Source organism: Micromonospora sp. FIMYZ51, assembly GCF_038246755.1.
GTDB lineage: Bacteria > Actinomycetota > Actinomycetes > Mycobacteriales > Micromonosporaceae > Micromonospora.
The window spans coordinates 3,590,766-3,610,502 of sequence record NZ_CP134706.1 but is presented as its reverse complement, the minus strand read 5'-3'; the positions used below and the strand labels follow the sequence as shown (position 1 = coordinate 3,610,502).

At 70.5% G+C, this 19,737-nt stretch carries 18 protein-coding genes; 5 read left to right on the top strand and 13 right to left on the bottom strand.

Annotated features, from left to right (window positions below):
- Positions 1 to 47: 47 nt before the first annotated feature.
- The gene (locus tag QQG74_RS16400) at positions 48 to 1,628 is read right to left on the bottom strand and encodes a bifunctional NAD(P)/FAD-dependent oxidoreductase/class I SAM-dependent methyltransferase (RefSeq protein ID WP_341715639.1); all 1,581 of its coding nucleotides are present in this window, start codon (positions 1,626 to 1,628) and stop codon (positions 48 to 50) included.
- 75 nt (positions 1,629 to 1,703) lie between these two features.
- Here QQG74_RS16400 and QQG74_RS16395 point away from each other — a divergent pair, with 75 nt between their 5' ends.
- Positions 1,704 to 2,285, top strand: a complete 582-nt coding sequence (locus tag QQG74_RS16395) for an XRE family transcriptional regulator (protein ID WP_341715638.1) — start codon at positions 1,704 to 1,706, stop codon at positions 2,283 to 2,285.
- A gap of 481 nt (positions 2,286 to 2,766) precedes the next feature.
- Here the strand turns inward: QQG74_RS16395 and QQG74_RS16390 are convergent, their stop codons facing one another.
- Genes QQG74_RS16390 through QQG74_RS16365 form a run of 6 tightly spaced genes read right to left on the bottom strand, consistent with a single transcriptional unit; the run spans position 2,767 to position 9,417 of the window.
- On the bottom strand, positions 2,767 to 4,098 hold the full coding sequence (locus QQG74_RS16390) for a glutamate mutase L (protein WP_341715637.1): 1,332 nt from the start codon (positions 4,096 to 4,098) through the stop codon (positions 2,767 to 2,769).
- On the bottom strand, positions 4,095 to 4,487 hold the full coding sequence (locus QQG74_RS16385) for a hotdog domain-containing protein (protein WP_341715636.1): 393 nt from the start codon (positions 4,485 to 4,487) through the stop codon (positions 4,095 to 4,097). The genes QQG74_RS16390 and QQG74_RS16385 overlap by 4 nt, the downstream gene beginning before the upstream one ends.
- Positions 4,487 to 5,236: an OAM dimerization domain-containing protein gene (locus QQG74_RS16380; protein ID WP_341715635.1), complete on the bottom strand. Its 750-nt coding sequence runs from the start codon at positions 5,234 to 5,236 to the stop codon at positions 4,487 to 4,489. The genes QQG74_RS16385 and QQG74_RS16380 overlap by 1 nt, the downstream gene beginning before the upstream one ends.
- Positions 5,233 to 6,795, bottom strand: coding sequence for a lysine 5,6-aminomutase subunit alpha (locus tag QQG74_RS16375; protein WP_341715634.1), 1,563 nt, complete (start codon positions 6,793 to 6,795; stop codon positions 5,233 to 5,235). The genes QQG74_RS16380 and QQG74_RS16375 overlap by 4 nt, the downstream gene beginning before the upstream one ends.
- Positions 6,792 to 8,366, bottom strand: a complete 1,575-nt coding sequence (locus QQG74_RS16370; protein ID WP_341715633.1) for an amidohydrolase family protein — start codon at positions 8,364 to 8,366, stop codon at positions 6,792 to 6,794. Before QQG74_RS16370 ends, QQG74_RS16375 begins: the two co-directional genes overlap by 4 nt.
- 4 nt (positions 8,367 to 8,370) lie before the next feature.
- The gene (locus tag QQG74_RS16365) at positions 8,371 to 9,417 is read right to left on the bottom strand and encodes a zinc-binding alcohol dehydrogenase (protein ID WP_341721252.1); all 1,047 of its coding nucleotides are present in this window, start codon (positions 9,415 to 9,417) and stop codon (positions 8,371 to 8,373) included.
- A gap of 153 nt (positions 9,418 to 9,570) precedes the next feature.
- Here QQG74_RS16365 and QQG74_RS16360 point away from each other — a divergent pair, with 153 nt between their 5' ends.
- The gene (locus QQG74_RS16360; protein ID WP_341715632.1) at positions 9,571 to 10,974 is read left to right on the top strand and encodes a lysine 2,3-aminomutase; all 1,404 of its coding nucleotides are present in this window, start codon (positions 9,571 to 9,573) and stop codon (positions 10,972 to 10,974) included.
- Positions 10,975 to 11,035: 61 nt separating this feature from the next.
- Here the strand turns inward: QQG74_RS16360 and QQG74_RS16355 are convergent, their stop codons facing one another.
- Positions 11,036 to 11,230, bottom strand: coding sequence for a CsbD family protein (locus QQG74_RS16355; protein ID WP_341715630.1), 195 nt, complete (start codon positions 11,228 to 11,230; stop codon positions 11,036 to 11,038).
- Positions 11,231 to 11,420: 190 nt separating this feature from the next.
- On the opposite strand from QQG74_RS16355, the gene QQG74_RS16350 reads away from it, so the two are divergent.
- Complete coding sequence (locus tag QQG74_RS16350; RefSeq protein ID WP_341715629.1) at positions 11,421 to 12,029, top strand: histidine phosphatase family protein; 609 nt, start codon at positions 11,421 to 11,423, stop codon at positions 12,027 to 12,029.
- Between the two features lie 104 nt (positions 12,030 to 12,133).
- Positions 12,134 to 12,889 (top strand): VOC family protein, encoded by a 756-nt coding sequence (locus QQG74_RS16345; RefSeq protein WP_341721251.1) that lies wholly within the window; start codon positions 12,134 to 12,136, stop codon positions 12,887 to 12,889.
- Positions 12,890 to 12,970: 81 nt separating this feature from the next.
- Here the strand turns inward: QQG74_RS16345 and QQG74_RS16340 are convergent, their stop codons facing one another.
- The 5 genes from QQG74_RS16340 to QQG74_RS16320 all read right to left on the bottom strand — a co-directional run bounded on the left by QQG74_RS16340 (position 12,971) and on the right by QQG74_RS16320 (position 19,320).
- A complete protein-coding gene (locus QQG74_RS16340; protein ID WP_341715628.1) occupies positions 12,971 to 14,659 on the bottom strand; it encodes a CDP-glycerol glycerophosphotransferase family protein in 1,689 nt (562 codons plus the stop codon).
- Positions 14,656 to 16,110, bottom strand: a complete 1,455-nt coding sequence (locus QQG74_RS16335) for a polysaccharide pyruvyl transferase family protein (RefSeq protein WP_341715627.1) — start codon at positions 16,108 to 16,110, stop codon at positions 14,656 to 14,658. The genes QQG74_RS16340 and QQG74_RS16335 overlap by 4 nt, the downstream gene beginning before the upstream one ends.
- Before the next feature lie 318 nt (positions 16,111 to 16,428).
- Positions 16,429 to 16,923: an Lrp/AsnC family transcriptional regulator gene (locus QQG74_RS16330; protein WP_341715626.1), complete on the bottom strand. Its 495-nt coding sequence runs from the start codon at positions 16,921 to 16,923 to the stop codon at positions 16,429 to 16,431.
- Positions 16,924 to 17,055: 132 nt separating this feature from the next.
- Positions 17,056 to 18,198, bottom strand: coding sequence for an acyl-CoA dehydrogenase family protein (locus tag QQG74_RS16325; RefSeq protein WP_341715625.1), 1,143 nt, complete (start codon positions 18,196 to 18,198; stop codon positions 17,056 to 17,058).
- Positions 18,199 to 18,207: 9 nt separating this feature from the next.
- Entirely contained in the window at positions 18,208 to 19,320 is a 1,113-nt protein-coding gene (locus tag QQG74_RS16320) for a DUF4037 domain-containing protein (protein ID WP_341715624.1), read from the bottom strand.
- Between the two features lie 151 nt (positions 19,321 to 19,471).
- On the opposite strand from QQG74_RS16320, the gene QQG74_RS16315 reads away from it, so the two are divergent.
- A complete protein-coding gene (locus QQG74_RS16315; protein ID WP_341715623.1) occupies positions 19,472 to 19,735 on the top strand; it encodes a hypothetical protein in 264 nt (87 codons plus the stop codon).
- Positions 19,736 to 19,737 lie beyond the last annotated feature (2 nt).

Below are 19,737 nucleotides of genomic sequence, written 5' to 3'. Positions count from 1 at the left end.
GCCGGCCCGGACGGCTGCCGGCGCGGTCACCCGGGCCGGCAGCCGCCTCACCGTCGGCGGGCCAGCAGCACCGCGTCGTGGATGACGATGTCGCGTCCGTCCGGATCCACCGCCGCGCGCGGGCGTGCCTGCGCCGCCAGCACCTCGAACCGCTGCGCATCCAGCTCCGCGGCCACCTGCTCGGCGGTGAACATCATCTCCGGGTAGTGCGGGCGGCGGGCGGTGGTCCGCAGGTCACGTGGATGGTGTCCGACGATCAGCAGCCGTCCACCGGGGGCCACCGCGTCGGCCAGCCGGGCGAACAACTCCCGCCGCGGCTGCGGCGGCAGATGCATGAACTGCGCCGACACCAGGTCGTAGCCGCCCGGCTCCGGCGACCAACGCAGCAGGTCGGCGTGCGTCCACTCGATGCGCTCGGCGAGCTGCCCCCCGGCGGCCTCGGCGTGCTCGGCGGCCCGCGCCAGCGCGGTGGCGGAGATGTCCACCCCGGTGACCCGCCAGCCACGTTCGGCCAGCCACACCGCGTCGGCGCCCTCGCCGCAGCCCACGTCCAGGGCCCGTCCCGGCGGCGTCCCGTCGACCTCGGCGACCAGCTGCGGGTTGGGCCGGCCGCTCCACACCGCCGGCCGGGCCTGGTAGCGCTCCTCCCACGCCGCCTCGGTGAACATCGTCTCGCGCTGCCGCCGGTGCTCGGCCACCGCGGTACGGGTGTCCTCCTCGACCAGGTCGGCGTTGATCGCCGCCCCGGCCATCATGCCGGCCCCGGCCGCCCGGATCACCTGGGCGGACACGTCGGTGATGTTGCCGGCCACCCACACACCCGGCACGGCGGTGGCGCCGGTGGGGTCAGCCGGGATCCGCGAGCCGATCACGTGCCCGGACATCTCCACGTCGACCGGCTCCAGCCCGAGCGAGGCCAGCACCGTCGAGCGGGCCGTCATCCGCGTGGCCACCACCAGCGCGTCGAGTTCGACGAACTCGCCACCGGCCAGCCGCACCCCGGTGAGCCGGTCGTCGGCCACCTCCACGGCGGCCACCGGACCGGACACCACCGCCACCGACCGCGCGGCGAGCTGCTCGGCCTGCTCGGCGTCCAGCGTCACCGCGTCGTGCGCCAACAACAGCACGTGCGGGCTCCACTGCCGCCACAGCAGCGCCTGGTGCACGGCGAGGGGGCCGGTGGCCAGCACCCCGATCCGCCGGTCACGCACCTCCCAGCCGTGGCAGTACGGGCAGTGCAGCACGTCGCGCCCCCACCGCTGGCTCAGCCCCGGCAGCTGCGGCAACTCGTCGACCAGACCGGTGGTCACCAGCAACCGCCGGGCCCGCACCGTACGCGTCGCGTCGACGGTGACGGCGAAACCGTCCCCGTCACGTTCGACCGCGTCGACGCGCCCGGCGACGATCTGCCCGCCGTAGCCGGTGACCTCGTCCCGGCCGACGGCCATCAGCTGCCCCGGCGGCGTACCTTCGCGCCCGAGGTAGTTGTGCACCCCGTCGGACGGCGCGTTGCGCGGCTCACCCGAGTCCACCACCAGCACCGAGCGGCGCGCCCGGGCGAGCGCCAGCGCACCGGCCAGCCCGGCGGCCCCGCCGCCGACCACCACCACGTCGTATCTGTCGTCCACTCCACGCTCCCGTTGCCTCGACGTCACCGCACACGCTGCACCCGACCCGCCGATACGACAAGTATTGTTGCTGTTATGGCAAACGAGGAGGTGGCGGTGCTGGCGGCGGTCGGCCCCCGGCTGCGGGCCCTGCGCAAGCGGCGCGGCACCACCCTGAACGAACTCTCCCAGACCACCGGCATCTCGGTGAGCACCCTGTCCCGACTCGAATCGGGACAACGCCGCCCCACCCTGGAACTGCTGCTGCCGCTGGCCCGCGCCCACCAGGTGCCGCTGGACGACCTGGTCGGCGCCCCCGCCGTCGGCGACCCCCGCGTGCACCCCCGGCCCATCGTCCGGCACGGCATGACGTTCCTGCCCCTGACCCGCCGACCCGGCGGACCGCAGGCGTTCAAACAGATCCTGCCCCCACACACCCCCGCCGACCCGCAACCGCAGTCACACGAGGGCTACGAATGGCTCTACGTGCTCTCCGGCCGGCTCCGGCTGCACCTCGGCGAACACGACCTGATCCTCAACCCGGGCGAGGTCGCCGAGTTCGACACCCGGGTCCCGCACTACGTGGCCAACCCCGACCCGACCCCCACCGAAGTGCTCAACCTGTTCGGCCCACAGGGCGAACGCCTGCACGTGCGGGCCCGCCCCGCCACCGACTGAACCACCACGACACCCACCGGGCACAGGCCACCGAAGATGAAGTCGGGGCGCGGCTCACGCCGCGCCCCGATGCTCCCAGGCCCCTCCCGGCCGGTGCGGCGAGAATGAGCACGACGACCTTCGGACCGACCGGACGACGGCTGGCTGCCCCCGTCAGGCCGTTGTCTACTGGCCACGCACCTCACCCTGCCGAACACCGGTAACCGCGGCCGGGTTCGCGCCGCCCCGCCGACCCCCGCCCGCTGGACCTGGCCGCCGCGACCGACATGCACCTGTCGCTCGGCCAGCGGACGAAGGGACGAAGCGAACAGCAGCCGCTTCCCGTGGTAGGACTCAAAGACGGTACGTGGCCCACCCCCGGCCTTGTCAACCCACCCCCGCCGAGTCGCCGCACCACCTCGGCGTGTCGCACCACATCGCGACCATTCCGACCCGCCAACACCCCCGCCACCGGCCACCAACGGCCACCACGCCGAGCAGGTCAGCCCAACAGCGGACGCAGCAGCGACCGCGCCGCCACCGGATGCTCGACAGCAAGCAGACCCGCCGCCGCCAACACATAATCCACATCCACCACCGGCCGCGCCACCCTCGGCACCGCCCACCCCCCGGCATGGTCGGCCAACACCGCATCCAGCACCCCCACCGCGTCGTTGTGCCGGGCGTACCGCAACACCCCACCCGAACCGACCAACAACCGCACGTCCCGCAGATCACGCCCGGCCCGCTCCCCGGTACCCACCCCACGGGCATGCCGGCGCACCGCCACCGTCGCCGCCAACGCCGCGATCCGCGCGTCCACCGCCCGACCGGCGGCATCGGCCGGCAGAAACCCCGGATCCGTGGCCCGAGCCGCCGCCGCAGCCGCCAACCCGGCCCGCTCCTCGACCGTCACCAACCGTTCCTCCGCCGCCGCGCGCACCACCCCCGGAGCGCTCCACCGCATCCCCAGATCCCCCTCGACGGTCCGCGCCCGCCACAACGCCCCCGCCACCTCCCGACCCGGCCCACCGGCCCGCTCGTCCGGAACCAACACCGAATACACATCCGTGGTGGCCCCACCCACGTCGACCACCACCAGGTCACCACCGACCACATCGGCGAGAACCTCCACCCCGGTCAACACCGCATCCGGCGTGGCCGCCCGCACCAACCGCGCGAACCGGCCACCCCGCGACAGCCGCTTACCACCGATGACATGCCGCAGGAACACCTGCCGAATCGCCGCCCGCGCCGACCCCGGCGCCAACACCCCGATCCGCGGCAACACATTGTCGGCCACCGTCACCGGCACCCCCGCCTCCGCCAGCAGGCAGTGCAACTCGGCCCGAACATCGACGTTGCCGGCCAGCACCACCGGCACCCGCCACCGGGCCCGCGCCAACCGTGTCGCGTTGTGCCGCAGCGTGTCGGCATCCCCACCATCGGTGCCACCCACAAGCAACACCACATCCGGACGGGCCGCCCGCAACCCGGTCAACTCCGCCCGGCCCAGCCGCCCCGCCGCCACGTGCACCACATCCGCCCCCGCCGACAGGCCCACCCGCCGACCCGCCCGCGCGGTCACCAGCGACTCGTAGCCGACCACCGCCAACCGCAACCCACCCCCCGCCGACGAACACACGAACCACGGCACGTCCCGCACCCCCAGCCGCGCCGTCGCCGCCGACACCGCAGCCTGCAACCCGTGCAACACATCCGTACCGACCGTGGTCGGCGCCGCCGCCGCCCCGACCAGCCCACCACCGTCGAGGTCCACCACCGCGACCTTCGTGTACGTGGAACCGACGTCGGCGCAGACCGCGACATTCACGACGACGCGGGAACGACCACCGTGCCGGTCGCCGTCACCGCCACGATCGGCTCGGCCAGCACCTCCGCCGCCGACGCACCCCGCTCCGGCCGCCCCCGACACACCACCCGCGCCTGGAAGTCCAGCGTGCGGCTACGACTACCCACCCGCGTCACCGTCGCCACCACCTCCACCACATCCCCCGCCCGCACCGCCGCCCGGAACTGCACATCCGAGTACGAGGCGAACAACCCCTCGTCACCATCGGTACGGATACACACCTCCGTGGCCACATCCCCGAACAACCCCAACGCGTACGCCCCGTCCACCAGACTCCCCGCGTAATGCGCGTGCGAATACGGCACATACCGCCGGTGCGTCACCGTCAACCCGACCCGGGAATCAGTCATCACTTCGCCTTCTTGTCCGTGATCAACGCATGAACCAGATACGACGCCACCTCACCCGGCGTGGTACCCCGACCGAAAATCCGGTCCACCCCCAACTCGGCGGCCTGCGACTCGTCGAACCGCGGCCCACCCACCACCAGCAACGGCCGCCGGTCAGCCGACATCGCCTCCCGGAACGCCGCCGACATCTCCCGCGTGTTGTGCAGATGCGCATCCCGCTGCGTCACCACCTGCGACACCAACACCGCATCGGCACGCTCCCGCCGAGCCACCTCCACCAACTCCGGCACACTCACCTGCGCACCCATATTGGTGACCTTCAACTCCCGGTAATACTCCAGGCCCTTCTCCCCCGCCACCCCCTTGACGTTGAGAATCGCATCGATGCCCACCGTGTGCGCATCCGTGCCGATACACGCCCCCACCACCGACAACTTCCGCCGCAGCCGCCGCTTCACCACCGCATTGACCTCCTTGGCGGACAACAACGGAAAGTCCCGCTCCACCACCCGCACCGCCGACAGATCCACCAGATGGTTCACCCGCCCATACACCACGAAGAACGTGAACCCGTCACCGACCGGCTTCGCGTGCACCAACAACGCCGGATCGATGCCCATCTTGTTCGCCAACTGCACCGCCGCACCCTCGGCCCGCTTGTCATGCGGCACCGGCAACGTGAACGACACCTGCACCATCCCGTCACCGGTGGTGTCCCCGTACGGCCGCACAACCGTCTTCCCACTCACGCCGCACCACCCTCCAGAATCTCCGTGGCCGGGTTGTAGTAATCCGCCTCGTGCCGCGCCACCCCGTCCAGACCCTTACCCCGATCCGCCGGCCGCTTCATGATCCCGAACGTGCCCTCGCCGATCGCCGACAACAACGACTGCTCCCCGATCCGCTCCAACAACTCCACCGCCGCACCGAGCACCCGATTCGCCCGCTGCTGAATGAACCCACCCGGCGCCGGCACAAAATCCTCGTGCAACCCACCCGCCGCACCCAACACGTACCGCACGTTCTGCAAGGCGATGTCCCGATCCGACAACCACGGCGTCACCACCGCCTCCGTCATCATCCCCACCAGCAGAATGCCCTGCCCGGTCATCGCCCCCACCAGATTGAAGAACCCATCCAGCAGGTTGCCCCGAAACACATCACCAGTCATGTGCTTCGTCGGCGGCATCCACTTCAACGGCGCATCCGGAAACAACTCCCGCGCCAACAACGCATGCGCCAACTCCAACCGCAACGACTCCGGCACATCCGGATTGATCTCGAACGCGTGCCCCAACCCCAACTGCCAGTCCGCCAACCCCGCCTCATGCGCGAAGTACTCGTTCAGCAACTGAGACACCGTCACCGTGTGCGCCTCGTCCACCGCATCCGCAGTGGTCAGATAGTTGTCCTCACCGGTGTTGATGATGATCCCCGCCCGCGCATGCACCTGCCGCGAGAACCGCTGATCCACAAACGTCCGCACCGGATTGATATCCCGGAACAAAATCCCGTACATCGAGTCATTGAGCATCATGTCCAACCGCTCAAGACCCGCCAAGGTCGCCATCTCCGGCATACACAACCCAGACGCATAATTCGTCAACCGCACATACCGGCCCAACTCCCGCGACGACTCATCCAACGCCGCCCGCATCAACCGAAAATTCTCCTGCGTCGCATACGTCCCCGCGAACCCCTCCCGGGTCGCCCCCTCCGGCACATAATCCAACAACGACTGCCCCGTCGACCGGATCACCGCGATCACATCCGCCCCGGCCCGCGCCGCCGCCTGCGCCTGCGGAATGTCCTCGTAGATATCCCCCGTCGCCACGATCAGATAAATCCACGGCCGCCGCGCCGGATCCCCGTACCGCCGCACCAGCCGCTCCCGCTCCACCCGCCGCCGATCAATACGCCGAACCCCCGCAGCCACCGCCTTACGCGCCGCCCGACGCGCCGCCGTCGCCGCCCGACCCGTCGGCAACCCGAACCGCACCGACCCGGCAGCCGCCTGCTGCGCCAGCAACGTGACATCCGCGATACCCTCCCGCGCCAACGCATCGAACACCGGCACCGCCACCCCATGCCCCAACCCCACATCGGCAACCACCGCATCCACCAGACGGTTCACCCACGGAATACCATCCGGATCCGCACCACCCACCCCCGCCAGCCGCAACACCGCCCGCTCCACCGACACCGTGGTGTGCCCACGCGCCAACTCCACCACCGGCTCCCCGGCCCGACGCGCCAACTCCCGCGCCCGCGCCACCAACGCCGGATCCAGATCAAGCTTGCCCATCACGCCCCCTGCATCCCCTGCTCATAAATCACCTCACCACGCAGCACCGTCGCCCGGCACACCGGCAACGGCGTCGGATCATCCACCCCCCGCAACTCCGGATCCGGTGCCTGCAACACCGGCAACCCCCGCTCCAGCCCCGCCGGCGTCGACCACACCGCGAACGTCGCCGGCGCCCCCAACGCCAACACCCCCGCACTGTCCCGCCGCACCGCCCGCCACCCACCCCGGGTATGCGCCGCGAACGCCGCCCGCACACTCATCCGCTGCACCGGATTGTGATGCGCCACCGCCGCCCGCACCGCACCCCACGGATCCAACGGCGTCACCGGCGAATCCGAACCAAACGCCAACGCCACCCCCACCGCATGCATCGCACCCATCGGATTCGACCCCAACGACCGCGCCAACCCCAACCGCGCCTCATACATCCGACCCGCACCACCCCACAACCGGTCGAACGCCGGCTGCATCGACGCCACCACCCCGTACTCCACGAACCCGGCGATCAACCGCCGATCCATCAACTCCGCATGCTCCACCCGATGCCGCGCCGCCCGCACCCGCTCCACCCCCAACCGCTGCGCCGCCCCCGCGAAACCCGCCAACACCGTCGAGATCGCCGCATCCCCGATCGCGTGGAAACCACCCTGCAACCCATGCGCCGCGCAATCCAACAAATGATCACGCACCTGCTCGGCGCTCAGATAACCGTGACCACACCCGTCACCATCGGCATACCCCTGCGAAAGATGCGCCGTCCGCGACCCCAACGCACCATCGGCGAACAGATCACCACCGGCACCCACCGCACCCAACTCCCGCGCCCGCGCCGCACCACCCAACTCACCCCAGAAGCCGTACACCTCCGGCACACCCGCACCCGAAAGCGCCAACAACCCGGTGAAATCCTCCTCATCGGAGATCTCCGGCCCACCACACTCGTGCACCGCCGCGATCCCCAACGCCGCCGCCCGCGCCAACGCCACCCGCTGCGCCGCCACCCGCTGCGCCCGCGTCACCGACGCCCGCGCCGCCGCCCGCACCACATGATGCGCATCCCGCCGCAGCCACCCCGACCCGTCGTACCCCGGCGCCGCCACCGCCTCCGGACACCCCGCCACCAACGCCGACGACACAAGCGCCGAATGGATCGACGCCTGCGACAGATACACCCGCCGCCCACCAGCCGCCCGATCCAACTCCGCCACACCCGGCGGCTGCGGCACCGACCACGTCGACTCGTCCCAGCCGTGCCCCAACACCACCGCATCACCCGGCAGCCCCGCCGCGAACGCCGCCACCGCGTCCAACAACTCGCCCGCCGACCGCACCCCGGACAGATCCAAACCCGACAACACCAGACCGGTGTCACTGACATGCACGTGCGCGTCCACGAACGCCGGCGTCACCAACGCCCCACCCAACTCCACCACCCGGTCCGCCACCGGCGCGTCCGCGTCCGCACCCAACCAGGCGATCCGCCCGTCCCGCACCAACAGCGCCGTCGCCGACGGCTCGGCCGGACAGAACAGCACACCGCCGCGATACAACGTCGAGGGGTTCTTCGTCATGGCCTCAGTCTGCCGCCAGCCGAGCCTCGAACAGCCCACGCACCCCCGGCTCGTCCCGCAACAACCCCAACGCCAACTCCGCGTGCCCCGGCACAAACCCGTTGCCGACAAGCATCGTCACGTCCGCCGCCAGACCCTCCGCACCCAACGCCGCCGCCGCGAAACTCGTCGCCATCGAGAAAAAGATCACTGTGCCGCCCTCCGCAGTCGCCAACACCGCCCCATGCTCACAACCCGGCACATCCACGCACACCACCGTCACATCCGCCGGCACCCCCAACGCCGACGTCACCGCCGACGACAACGCCACCGGATCCCGCGCGTCGGCCACCGCCACCACGTCCGCCACACCGGCCGCCACCAGCGCGTCACGCTCCGCCGCCACCGGCACCACCCCGACCGTACGACCCGCGCCCGCCCGCCGAGCCGCAGCCAACGACAGCGAACCGCTCTTGCCCGCCCCACCAACCACCGCCACCGTCACCGGCCCACCGCCGCGTGCCGCCCGCTCGGCCACACACCGCGACACCACCCGGTCGGTCAACGCCGGCGCCCCGCACACGTCCAACACCGCAAGCGACAACTGCGGATCCAGATCCTCCGGCAGCACCGCCGCGATCGACCGGGCGAACAGGATCGCCCAACCGTCGCACGGCACCTGCTCACTCCGCCCGTCCCAACGCGCCAACCCGTCGGTGATCGCCAGCGGGGTAAGCGTCAACGACACAAGCGTCGCCACCCGCTCACCCGGCTTGAACCCCAACGGCGACCGCCGACCGGCCTCCTCGACCGTGCCGATCAGCATGCCGCCCGACCCGGTCACCGGGTTCTGCATCTTCCCCCGCGTCGAGATGATCTCCAGAACCTCGGCGCGCACCGCGTCACCGTCACCGGCGTGCTTCTCCCACAGCTGCCGGAAACTCGCCGCGTCCAGGTTCAGCCGCTCGACCCGGATCCGCACCTCGTTCGGAGCGATCTCCGGCCGCGCGTCCAGCCGCCAGGCGGCCTGTGGCAGCACCCCCACCGGTTCCACGACACGGTGCAGACCCACCGGTGATGTCACGCCGACCTCCCCTGTCCGGCCGCCCGAAACTTCGACTAGAAGTCGCGGGGCGGGAAAACTTACGGCAGACTAATTTCTTCGCCGGAGATTTTCCAGTAGCCTTCGGTCCGCTGATCAACCCAACCAGCCAAAGGAGGGGCCGTGACCCAGACCCACCCGCCGGTACAGAACATCCCGGCACCCCAGCCGGCCCCCACCCCCAGCACCGGCCAACCGTACGAATACCGCCGCAGCCCACTCGTCGAACCCGACTGGACCCGCTTCCCCGGCTGGCGCCACGTCACCCGCGACCAGTGGGAGAGCGCCCAGTGGCAGCGCGTCAACTGCGTCAAGAACATCAAACAGCTGCGCACCGTGCTCGGCGACACCGTCGACGAGAGCTTCTACGCCGACCTGGAAGCCGACCAACGCGCCCTGGCGACCATGTCCATGCTGGTCCCGCCACAAATGATCAACACGATGGTGCCGACCGGCGTGCCGAGCACCGACGCGCTGCTCGCCGACCCCATCCGGCGCTACATGATCCCCGTCGCCTCCGACCGGCGCACCGACTGGCCCTCGCACCCGTACGCCAGCCGCGACTCGCTGCACGAACACGACATGTGGGTCGCCGAGGGCCTCACCCACCGCTACCCCACGAAGGTTCTCGCCGAACTGCTCTCCACCTGCCCCCAGTACTGCGGCCACTGCACCCGCATGGACCTGGTCGGCAACTCCACCCCCACGGTCGACAAGCTGAAACTCACCCTCAAGCCGGTCGACCGCTACGACGCCCACATCGCCTACCTCAAGGCCCACCCCGGCGTCCGCGACGTGGTCGTCTCCGGTGGCGACGTGGCAAACGTGCCCTGGCGCAACCTGGAGTCGTACCTGATGCGACTGCTGGAGATCGAGACCATCCGCGACATCCGGCTGGCCACCAAGGCCTTCATGGGACTGCCCCAGCACTGGCTCCAGCCCGACGTCGTGGAGGGCCTGGAACGGGTCGCCCGCACCGCCGCCCGACGCGGCGTCAACCTGGCCATCCACACCCACGTCAACCACGCCCAGTCACTCACCCCGCTGGTCGCCCGCGCCACCCAGACCGCGCTCGACGTCGGCGTACGGGACGTACGCAACCAGGGCGTGCTGATGCGCGGCGTCAACGCCACCAGCACCGACCTGCTCGACCTCTGCTTCGCGCTACAGGGCGAAGCCGGCATCCTGCCGTACTACTTCTACATGTGCGACATGATCCCCAACGCCGAGCACTGGCGGGTCCCGGTCTGGCACGCCCAGCAGCTCCAGCACGACATCATGGGCTACCTCCCCGGCTACGCCACCCCGCGGATCGTTTGCGACGTGCCCTTCGTCGGTAAGCGCTGGGTGCACATGGTCACCGAGTACGACCGGGAACGCGGCATCTCCTACTGGACGAAGAACTACCGCACCTCCATCGAGTCCGCCGACCTGGCGGCGCTGAGCAAGCGCTACGCCTACTACGACCCGATCGACACGCTGCCCGAGGCCGGGCAGCGGTGGTGGCACGCCCACCGCGACGACTGACCCGTACCGACATGCGAGCGGGGCCGCCGGGCGATTCCGGCGGCCCCGCTCGTTCCTGCGGTCACCGAGTGACGGCGTCCTTGGCGTTGCGGCCGGCGTCCTTGACGTTCTCCCCGGCCTGACGCGCGCGGGCCTCACCCTGCTCGGTGGCGCCCTCGGCGCGCATGCGCTCGTTGTGCGTCATGTCGCCGATGCGCTCCTTGGCGGCACCGCTCATCTGCTCGACCTTGTTCTTCGCCTTGTCGGTGAAGCTCATGTCGCCTCCTCAACTTCTTCGGCGGTTGGTCCTTCGCTCTTCGTGTCCCCTGGTGGCTTCGATGGAAACCCGTGGTGGGTGGCACATCGCGAAAGGCATCCTAGGAAGCTAGGTGACAACGTCCGGGCTCGGTGAATCTCCGCGGCCAGCACCGCTCACTCGGTGCACGAGCGGGTGGTTAACTGGACGGATGGGGCAGATCACGCTGATCCGGCACGGTGAGACCACCTGGAGCGCCAGTCGCCGACACACGTCGTACACCGATCTGGAACTCACCCCCGACGGTGAGCGGCAGGCTCACGCGCTCGGTGCCGCCCTCGCCGGCCGGCGGTTCGTCGCGGTGCTGACCAGCCCGCGCCTGCGGGCGCTGCGCACCGCGCAGCTGGCCGGGCTGACCGTCACCGACACCGACGAAGACCTGGCCGAATGGAACTACGGCGAGTACGAGGGACGCACCACCGCCGAGATCCACGAGCAACGGCCCGGCTGGAACGTCTGGACCGACGGCTGCCCCGGCGGCGAGTCCCCGACCGAGGTCGGCGAACGCCTCGACCGGATGCTCACCAAGGTGCACCCGCTACTCGACCGGGGTCCCGTGGCCCTGGTCGGGCACGCGCACTCGCTCCGCGTGCTGGGCGCCCGCTGGGTCGGCCTGCCGCCCTCGGCCGGCGGGCTGCTCCGCCTGGACACCGCCACCCTCAGCCTGCTCGGCACCGAACACGGGCGGCGGGTCGTCCTACGGTGGAACAACCCCCCTCCCCCGGTCGCCGAGCCCGGCACCACGGCGACGCGACACTGACCCCACCTCTGCACCGCACGCCGCATCGGCCGTTCAGTCATCCATAACCGACGATCGGCCATTCTCATGTGCGTATGCCCGATCACGACGGCTACGAAGTACGGGTGACGAACGAGATAACCGTTCCCCTGCTGCCCTGCCCGTCCATCGACGACATCGTCGCCTTCTACGAGGTGCTCGGTTTCCACACCACGTACCAGCAGCGCAAGCCCAACCCGGCGGTGGGCCTGCAACGTGAAGATCTACACCTACAGTTCTTCGAGATCGCGGGGTTCGATCCAGCGCAGTCCTACGGTTCGTGTCTCGTGCTGACCTCGGACACGGGGCAGCTGTACCGGGCTTTCGCGGCGGGCATGCGCGCCGCGTACGGCAAGGTGTTGGTCTCCGGGACGCCGCGGATGACCCGGCCCCGGGCGCGGAAGAACGCCGACGGGCTGAGCGGCTTCAGCGTCATCGATCCAGGCGGCAACTGGATCCGCGTCTTCCAGAACACCCCGGCCGGCCCCGCTCAGGCACCGACCGGGCGGCTGGGCAAGGCACTGGCGAACGCCGTCGTGCAGTCCGACTCCAGAGGGGACGCCCGACAGGCGGCTCGGATCCTCGACAGTGCACTGGCCCGTTCCGAAGCAGACGACGACCCGGTCGCGTTGGTGGAGGTGCTCGTCTACCGCGCTGAGGTTGCGATGGTCCTGAACGATCCGGCCACGGCGGCGGAGATGCTGGCCCGGGTGGACCGTGTCGCGTTGAGCCCGGACGACGCCACCCGGGCTGCTGCCGCGCACGAGGCCGCTACCGACCTTGCGGCGGCGCTGTCCCAGGTGCCGCACCCAGCCGACGCCGGGCCCCGGCCGAAAGCCTGAGCCAGGGCACAGACGGGCCGAAACGCGTACGGCTCCGGTCCGGCCGTGGTACGCCGAACCGGAGCCGTACGTCCGGGTGGTTCAGAGGTAGCGACCGGCCTCGTCGAGGAAGTGCTGCGCGTACCCCTCCGAAGGGATGTCCCCGAGGTAGTACTTCTTCAGGTCGTGCCGGGTGGAGGCGAGCGGATCGCTGCCCAGCAGGTCGTCCAGGACCTGGTCGAGCCCCTGCACCCGGCCGCCGTGCGCGTCGATCACATAGGCCGCCCGGGCGAGCGGGAACGCGTCGGTGAACCGCTCCGCTGGCACCGAGACCGCGACCATGGCGAACGGCTTCTCCGAGTAGAGGTAGTCGGCCACCACGCTCGACACGTCCGAGATCAGCACGTCCGAGGCGTTGAAGCAGTCCATCACCGACATCTTCACCTCGGCCTGCGGCCCGAAGACGTGCGGTCGCCCGGTCGTCCGGCGGTCCTCGGCCAGCAGCGTCCGGATCCGCGCGCACTCGGCGGTCAACGCCGCCGACCGCTGCGAGTACGGGTGCGGCCGGAACACGACACTGCAACCGCGCGCCAGCAGCGCCTTGATGATGTCGTAGCCGACCGGCAGCGACGAATAGTTCGAGTCGGCGTAGAAACCCGACCAGGTCGGCGCGTAGAGGACCCGAGGGCTGGTGATCGCGGCGATCGGCTCGCTGGCGATGGCGACGTTCTCCACCTGCGGACGCCCCACGATCGAGAACATCTCCGCCGGCATGTGCACACCGTTTGCCGCGAACCGGTCGATCGCCGCCTGGCCGGCGACGAAGTTCTTGTCGTACATCCGGAACACCGGGTTGTGACTCGGCACCTTGTCGCTGTCACCGTGGTTGAGCTGGATGTGCTTCAGCCTGGTGTAGCGGATCAGGTGGCAGTTCTTCGTCGCGGTGTTGACGTAGAAGGCGGCCTTCAGCGACGGCACGATGACATCGTCCAACTCGGTCAGGCCGGCCCGGAACACCACAGGTGCGGTGGTCAGCCGCAACACCTCGTTGAAGTTGGCCTCGCTACGCACCAGCACGAAGTACTTCTTGCCGAGACGCTCCAGATAGGGCAGCCACATCGCGATCTGGTAGCCGGTCGCCGCGGGCGCCTCCCAGTGCACGACGAAGGCCGGCTCGTGCGCGGTCAACGCCGCGGTCAACCGCGCCTCGCTGCGGTGCCGGGCCCGCACCCGGGTGATCGCCTGCCACCCGGTGAACCCGACCAGGCCGAGCGCCGCCACCGACACCACAAGCGACACCACCCCGATCAGACCGGAGAACCCGCAGCCGAGGGCCGCGAGCACCGCGACGCTGTTGACCAGCACCGCCCGGCTCGTGTTGGGGCGCAGCGGAGGCCGCAGACCACTGCCCGGCAGGTTCGCCGAGACCGGGTAGACGGAGCGGGACACCGCCATCATCGGCGTCTCGCCGAGAATCGCCACCGCGGCGACGCCCACGCCGACGGCCAGGAAGGGATCAAGATTGCCGTGCACCGCGCCGACCAGGTATCCGGTGGCTAGCAGCAGCAGCCGCACGACCAGGGTCTCCTCGCTGGAGATCCGGCCGCCACGCAAACCGTCGCGCCACACCCAGGCCAGCACGCCGACCGCGACCAGGGCCGGGGGAAGCGCCCAGAAGGGAGAGTTACCGACCGCCGCCAGCAGCAGCGCGAGGACGGCCGCCACCTCGGCCGCCAGGACCGGCAGTCGACCGGCCAGCCATTCGCCGACCCCGGAGCGTCCCGGCGTCACCGCCGAACCCCCACCGACGACGGGCCGATCCGCAATGCCCGGCTCACCCGGCCACGCCAGCTGGCCAGGAAGTTCTGCTGCACCTTCAGCTCCTGCTCCAATCGGGTCACCCGCTCCTCGAGCGACTGCTGTCCGCGCGGCTCGCGGAATGGTGGTTCGAATGCGTAGGCGGACCGCTCAAGGTCACCGTCGTGGCCCTGCCGCAGCCAGCGCAGGCGGGACATCACCTGGCGACGCCCGACGACGTCGGAGGCCATCAGCGTGTGGACCGGACCGGGGAACTTGGCGTTCGCCAGTGCCTTGTCGTACTCCGGGTTCGCCTTGCCCGGCTGGAAGACGTGCTCGATGTCGTTGTGTTCCAGGAACTTCACGTAGGTCGCGAAGGTCTCGGCCTGCCGCGGCTCGAAGGCATCGAAGTCGGCCTCCTCGTAGAGCCGCTGCGCGTCGACGTCGGGCGGCAGGTCCGCGTAGAGGCGGTAGGGAATGCCGTGGTACTCGGCGAGCTCGACGGTACGGGAGTCGTGTGCCAGCACGACCGAGGGCGTACCGGCCAGCACGCCGGCGACGTTGCCGTGGATCCGGGTGCCGAAGGCGAAGTGCTGCTCGGCCATGAACTCGACCCAGGTCGAGGCGTCCACGAAGAACCGCATCCGGTCGTTCTCGTAGAGCGGGTGCTCGGTGTGCACCGGCATCCGCCGGTTGGCCAGCCGGGCCGGGTTCTCCCCCCACAGCATCAGGGCGAGCCGGTGATGCTGCTGGGGCACGATGACGCTGTTGGGGTAGCGGTTCGTGTTGGCCTCGACGAGCCGGTCGACCCCCTTGACCTTGGGGGTGTACGAGATGGCCATCGGGCTGTCGTAGGACAACCTGTCGACCTTGCGCACCAACGGGCCCAGCGGACCGTTGCCGAACATCGACGGGCACCCGATCACGCGTACGTGCTCGTCGCCGAAGCCCAGGTACTTCAACATGCGGGCGGTGTACTCGCCGCGTACGCCGATCGAGGCGGAGCGGTCCAGCACGGCCCGGGTGAACCGCTTGACGACCCGCTTGTAATCGTCGGGCAGCGTGTCGAAGTCGGTGCCGTAGGGGAGCTGGGCGCCGATGCCGACCACGGTGACCGGGATCTTCAGCTTCTCGATGACCTTGGCCAGCCGCTCCAGGTGCGGCAGGAAGGTGTCCCGGTAGGAATTCGCCATCGGCAGGATGAACCGGTCGAACTCCTCATTCGTCCGCTGGATGTACCGGCCGAGGTGGATCGGACGCTCGTGGACGTACGAGTTGGCGACCACCTCGGCGCCGGGCACGCTGATCACCCGGAACACCGCGCTGTAGAAGAGCATGTTGCCGGAGTTCGAGCCGAACACGCCAAGCCTCGACGCGGACAGGCTCTGCTCGTGCGACAGCACGGTCAGCGGGCTCTTGCCGGCGCGGATGAGGATGCGGGTCATGAGCGGACCCCGGGCACCGTACGGGTGAACCGCAATCGTGTCGATCGGTACATCTCATCCTCCCCTTGCAGGCTGCGTGCGGCGGCCCCGGTACCACGGCAACAGGTGTCGACACCGGCTGTTGGCTCGGCGTCGACACCCAGTCCAGGTCGTGCTCACGCAGAATTCGGCTTGGATCCTAGCCCCGTCCGAGGCAGATCGACCGCACCGGGGGTGGCTCGGTTTCCGCCCTGCTCGGCCCGTTCGACCGGATCCCACCGGCCGCCGAGGTGAGTGGTCGGTCACCATCGGTCACCGCAGGCCGCCGGGTCGGGGCGGTCAACCCGCCGGCTCGGTCGCACCGCCCCGCCGCCGGTGGTTCAGGATGTCCGGACCGACCTGCGGCGCGCGGTGCTCGTAGGGGGTGGAGAGCACGACAGTGGTCCGGGTGGTGACGTTGGCGGAGGTGCGGATCTCCTGGAGCACCCGCTCCAGGTCCGCCGGACCGGCCACCCGCACCAACAGCAGGTAGAAGTCGTCGCCCGCCACCGAATAGCACGAGTCGATCTCCGGTAGATGGGCCAGCCGTTCCGGCGCGTCGTCGGGCTGCGACGGATCGAACGGCCGGATCGCCACGAACGCGGTAAGCGGCAGGTCGAGCGCCTCGAAGGAGACCCGGGCCGCGTAGCCCTTGATCACCCGACGCTGCTCCAGCCGGCGTACCCGCTGGTGCACCGCGGAGACCGACAGGCCGACCTTCTCCGCGAGGTCCGTGTACGACAGCCGGCCGTCCGTGGTCAGCGCGGCGACGATGGCGCGGTCGATCTCCTCCACGGCGTGCAAACTTACCGGGTACGAGCCGCCGGCGCGACGACCCGCCCGCCGAGCGGCACGTTCGGCGGGCGGACCGCCTCGCTCGGTCAGCCCGTCACCAGGGCCTCGTCGGTCGGCCCGGGTCGCGCCCGGTCAGCCCTTCGCCAGGGCGCGGGAGATCACCAGACGCTGGATCTGGTTGGTGCCCTCGACGATCTGGAGCACCTTCGCCTCGCGCATGAACCGCTCCACCGGGTGGTCGGCCACGTAGCCCGCGCCGCCCAGCACCTGCACCGCGTCCGTGGTCACCCGCATCGCCATGTCGGTGGCGAAGAGCTTCGCCTTGGCCGCCTCGATCGAGTACGGCCGACCGGCGTCGCGCAGCCGGGCCGCGGCCAGCGTCAGCGCCCGGGCGGCGGAGATCTGGGTGGCCGCATCGGCCAGGGTGAACCCGAGCCCCTGGAAGTCGATGATCGAGCGGCCGAACTGTTGGCGCTGCCGGGCGTACTCCACCGCGTAGTCCAGTGCCGCCTGGGCCAGGCCGACCGCGCAGGCGGCGATGCCGAGCCGGCCGGAGTCCAGCGCGGACATGGCGATGGTGAAGCCGCTGCCCTCGCCACCGATCAGCCGGTCGGCCGGCACCCGGGCGTCGTCGAAGGCGATCTGCGCCACCGGCGAGGAGCGCAGGCCCATGGTGCGCTCGGCCGCCTGCGGGTGGATGCCCGCGGTGGCGCGGTCGGCGAGCAGGCAGGAGATGCCCCGCGCGCCCGGACCGCCGGTGCGGCAGAAGATGTTGTAGAAGTCGGCCACCTGCGCGTGGGTGATCCAGGCCTTGGTGCCGGTCACCACGTACGCGTCCCCGTCGCGGACCGCCTTCGTGGTGAGCGCGGCGGCATCCGAACCACCCTGCGGCTCGGAGAGGCAGTACGCGCCCAGCAACTCGCCGCCGATCATGTCGGGCAGCAGCTTGCGCTGCTCCTCGGTGCCGAACTCGGCGACCGGGTAGCAGGAGAGGGTGTGCACGCTTACCGCCTCGGCGACGGCGAGCCAGCGGCTGGCCAGGATCTCCAGTACCTGGAGATAGACCTCGTACGGCTGGGCGGCGCCGCCGTGCTCCTCGGGGTAGGGCAGGCCGAGCAGACCGGCCCGGCCCAACGTGCGCAGCACGTCCCGGGGGAACTTGCCGCGCTGCTCGTACTCGACGGCTCTCGGGGCGAGTTCCCGGTCGGCGAGTTCGGTAGCCAACTCCAGCAGGTCGTGCGCCTCGTCGGTGGGCAGGATCCGGTCGACAGTCACCCACTTAGCTTAACGCTCGTTTGGGTCGCGGTAGCCGATGGTGTCCGCCTCGTTGAGCGCGTCGGCCACCCGGCGGGCCCGCTCGGGATGGGTGAGTACGTCCACGCTGTGCACGAACTGGTCGACCGCCCCGGTCAGCGGACGCGCCCGCAGCCGTCCGTCGGTGATCGCCGACCGCAACCCGGTGGCGACCCGGCCGGCGTGCAACACCAGGAACGGACGGGTGTGGAACGGGACCGCCCGGGCCCGTACCGGCTCGGCGAGTCCGGCCCGGTCCGTCCAGGCCGCCACCGCCTCCAGAGCCTCGACCAGGCCCGCCTGCCGCCGCGGCCACTCGCCGGGACCGAGGGCATCGGCCAGCGCCGCCGTCACCGGCGCCGCCTCCGGCAGCCGACCGAACACACTGCCCAGCCACTTGTCGTACGGCGGCCAGCAGCGCCGCGTCAGCAGGCCGATGCGCATCAGGTCGCGGGCGAGACCGGCGGTCACCATCCGGCTGCCCACCTCGTCGCCGACCTCGGCGCACCGACCCGGCAGATGCTCGGCCTGCGCCACCCTGGTCCACGCGGCGGCCAACACGTACCGCCACACGTCATCGGGATACCACCGCAGGGTCGTACGGGCTCGGGTGAGCGCACCGTCGAGGCCGTCATGGAAGACCGCACCGCCGGTCAGCTCCGCCAGCCGCTGGGTCGGCACCGCCAGCCAGTCCGGCGTGGACACTCCCCGCGCCGGATCGAAGCCCAGCCGGCCCTGGAACCAGGCGCCCAGTTCGTGCACCGTCACCCCGTGCCGGACACCGTCCTCCCCCGCCACGCCCAGCAGCACGTCCTCGGCCCCGGCGAAACGGGTCGGCAGGCCGAGAAACGTGGCCGGCAGCGCGGCGTCCACGGCGGCCACCACCTGCTCGGCCCGGTGCACGTCGGCCGGACCGACGAACAGCTGCACCCGGCAGCCCCAGTCGTGGTCGCTCGACCGGGGCGTGTCCAGGCCGAGCAGCTCCGAGCCGCCGTCGAGGCGCCCGGCGGCGTACCGGAGGCCGGGAAACTCCTGGTCGAGCACGGGCGCGACCACCTCGGCGTGAAAGCGCCGGGACAGCTCCAGACCGGGCAGGAAGCTCACCACGCCAGTCTGCTCGCCGCCCGCCGAGCCGGCCAGGCGAATACGTCGGCGACCGAATGGCCACCGCACTCCGGCAGAGCGGTCAGGAATAGAGAAGCGCCCGCCGCCGGAGGGCAGCAAGCTTGCCCCAGGACATCCCGCCGGGTGGGTGATGCCGGGCCGGGAGCTGCTCAACGCCACGGAGGTCGCCATGAACTGGAACAACGCTGTCCGACAGACCCATCGCTGGACGTCCGTCACGTTCGCCGTGACCATCGTCGTCGCCTTCGTCGCCGTCGCGCAGGCCGACCCCGTCGAGTGGGTGTTCTACCTGCCGTTGCTCCCGCTGGCCCTGCTTCTGCTCACCGGTCTGTACCTGTTCGTGCTGCCGTACGCCCGTCGGCGGCGGCCGGAGGAGGCCCGCCGCCGACGCTGACC

Excerpts from the sequence above, each read along its gene's own strand:
- QQG74_RS16385 (WP_341715636.1), bottom strand. The coding sequence starts at position 4,487 with ATGACTGATTCCCGGGTCGGGTTGACGGTGACGCACCGGCGGTATGTG.
- QQG74_RS16370 (WP_341715633.1), bottom strand. The coding sequence starts at position 8,366 with ATGACGAAGAACCCCTCGACGTTGTATCGCGGCGGTGTGCTGTTCTGT.
- QQG74_RS16335 (WP_341715627.1), bottom strand. The coding sequence starts at position 16,110 with ATGACCCGCATCCTCATCCGCGCCGGCAAGAGCCCGCTGACCGTGCTG.
- QQG74_RS16350 (WP_341715629.1), top strand. The coding sequence starts at position 11,421 with ATGGGGCAGATCACGCTGATCCGGCACGGTGAGACCACCTGGAGCGCC.
- QQG74_RS16395 (WP_341715638.1), top strand. The coding sequence starts at position 1,704 with ATGGCAAACGAGGAGGTGGCGGTGCTGGCGGCGGTCGGCCCCCGGCTG.
- QQG74_RS16315 (WP_341715623.1), top strand. The coding sequence starts at position 19,472 with ATGCCGGGCCGGGAGCTGCTCAACGCCACGGAGGTCGCCATGAACTGG.
- QQG74_RS16355 (WP_341715630.1), bottom strand. The coding sequence starts at position 11,230 with ATGAGCTTCACCGACAAGGCGAAGAACAAGGTCGAGCAGATGAGCGGT.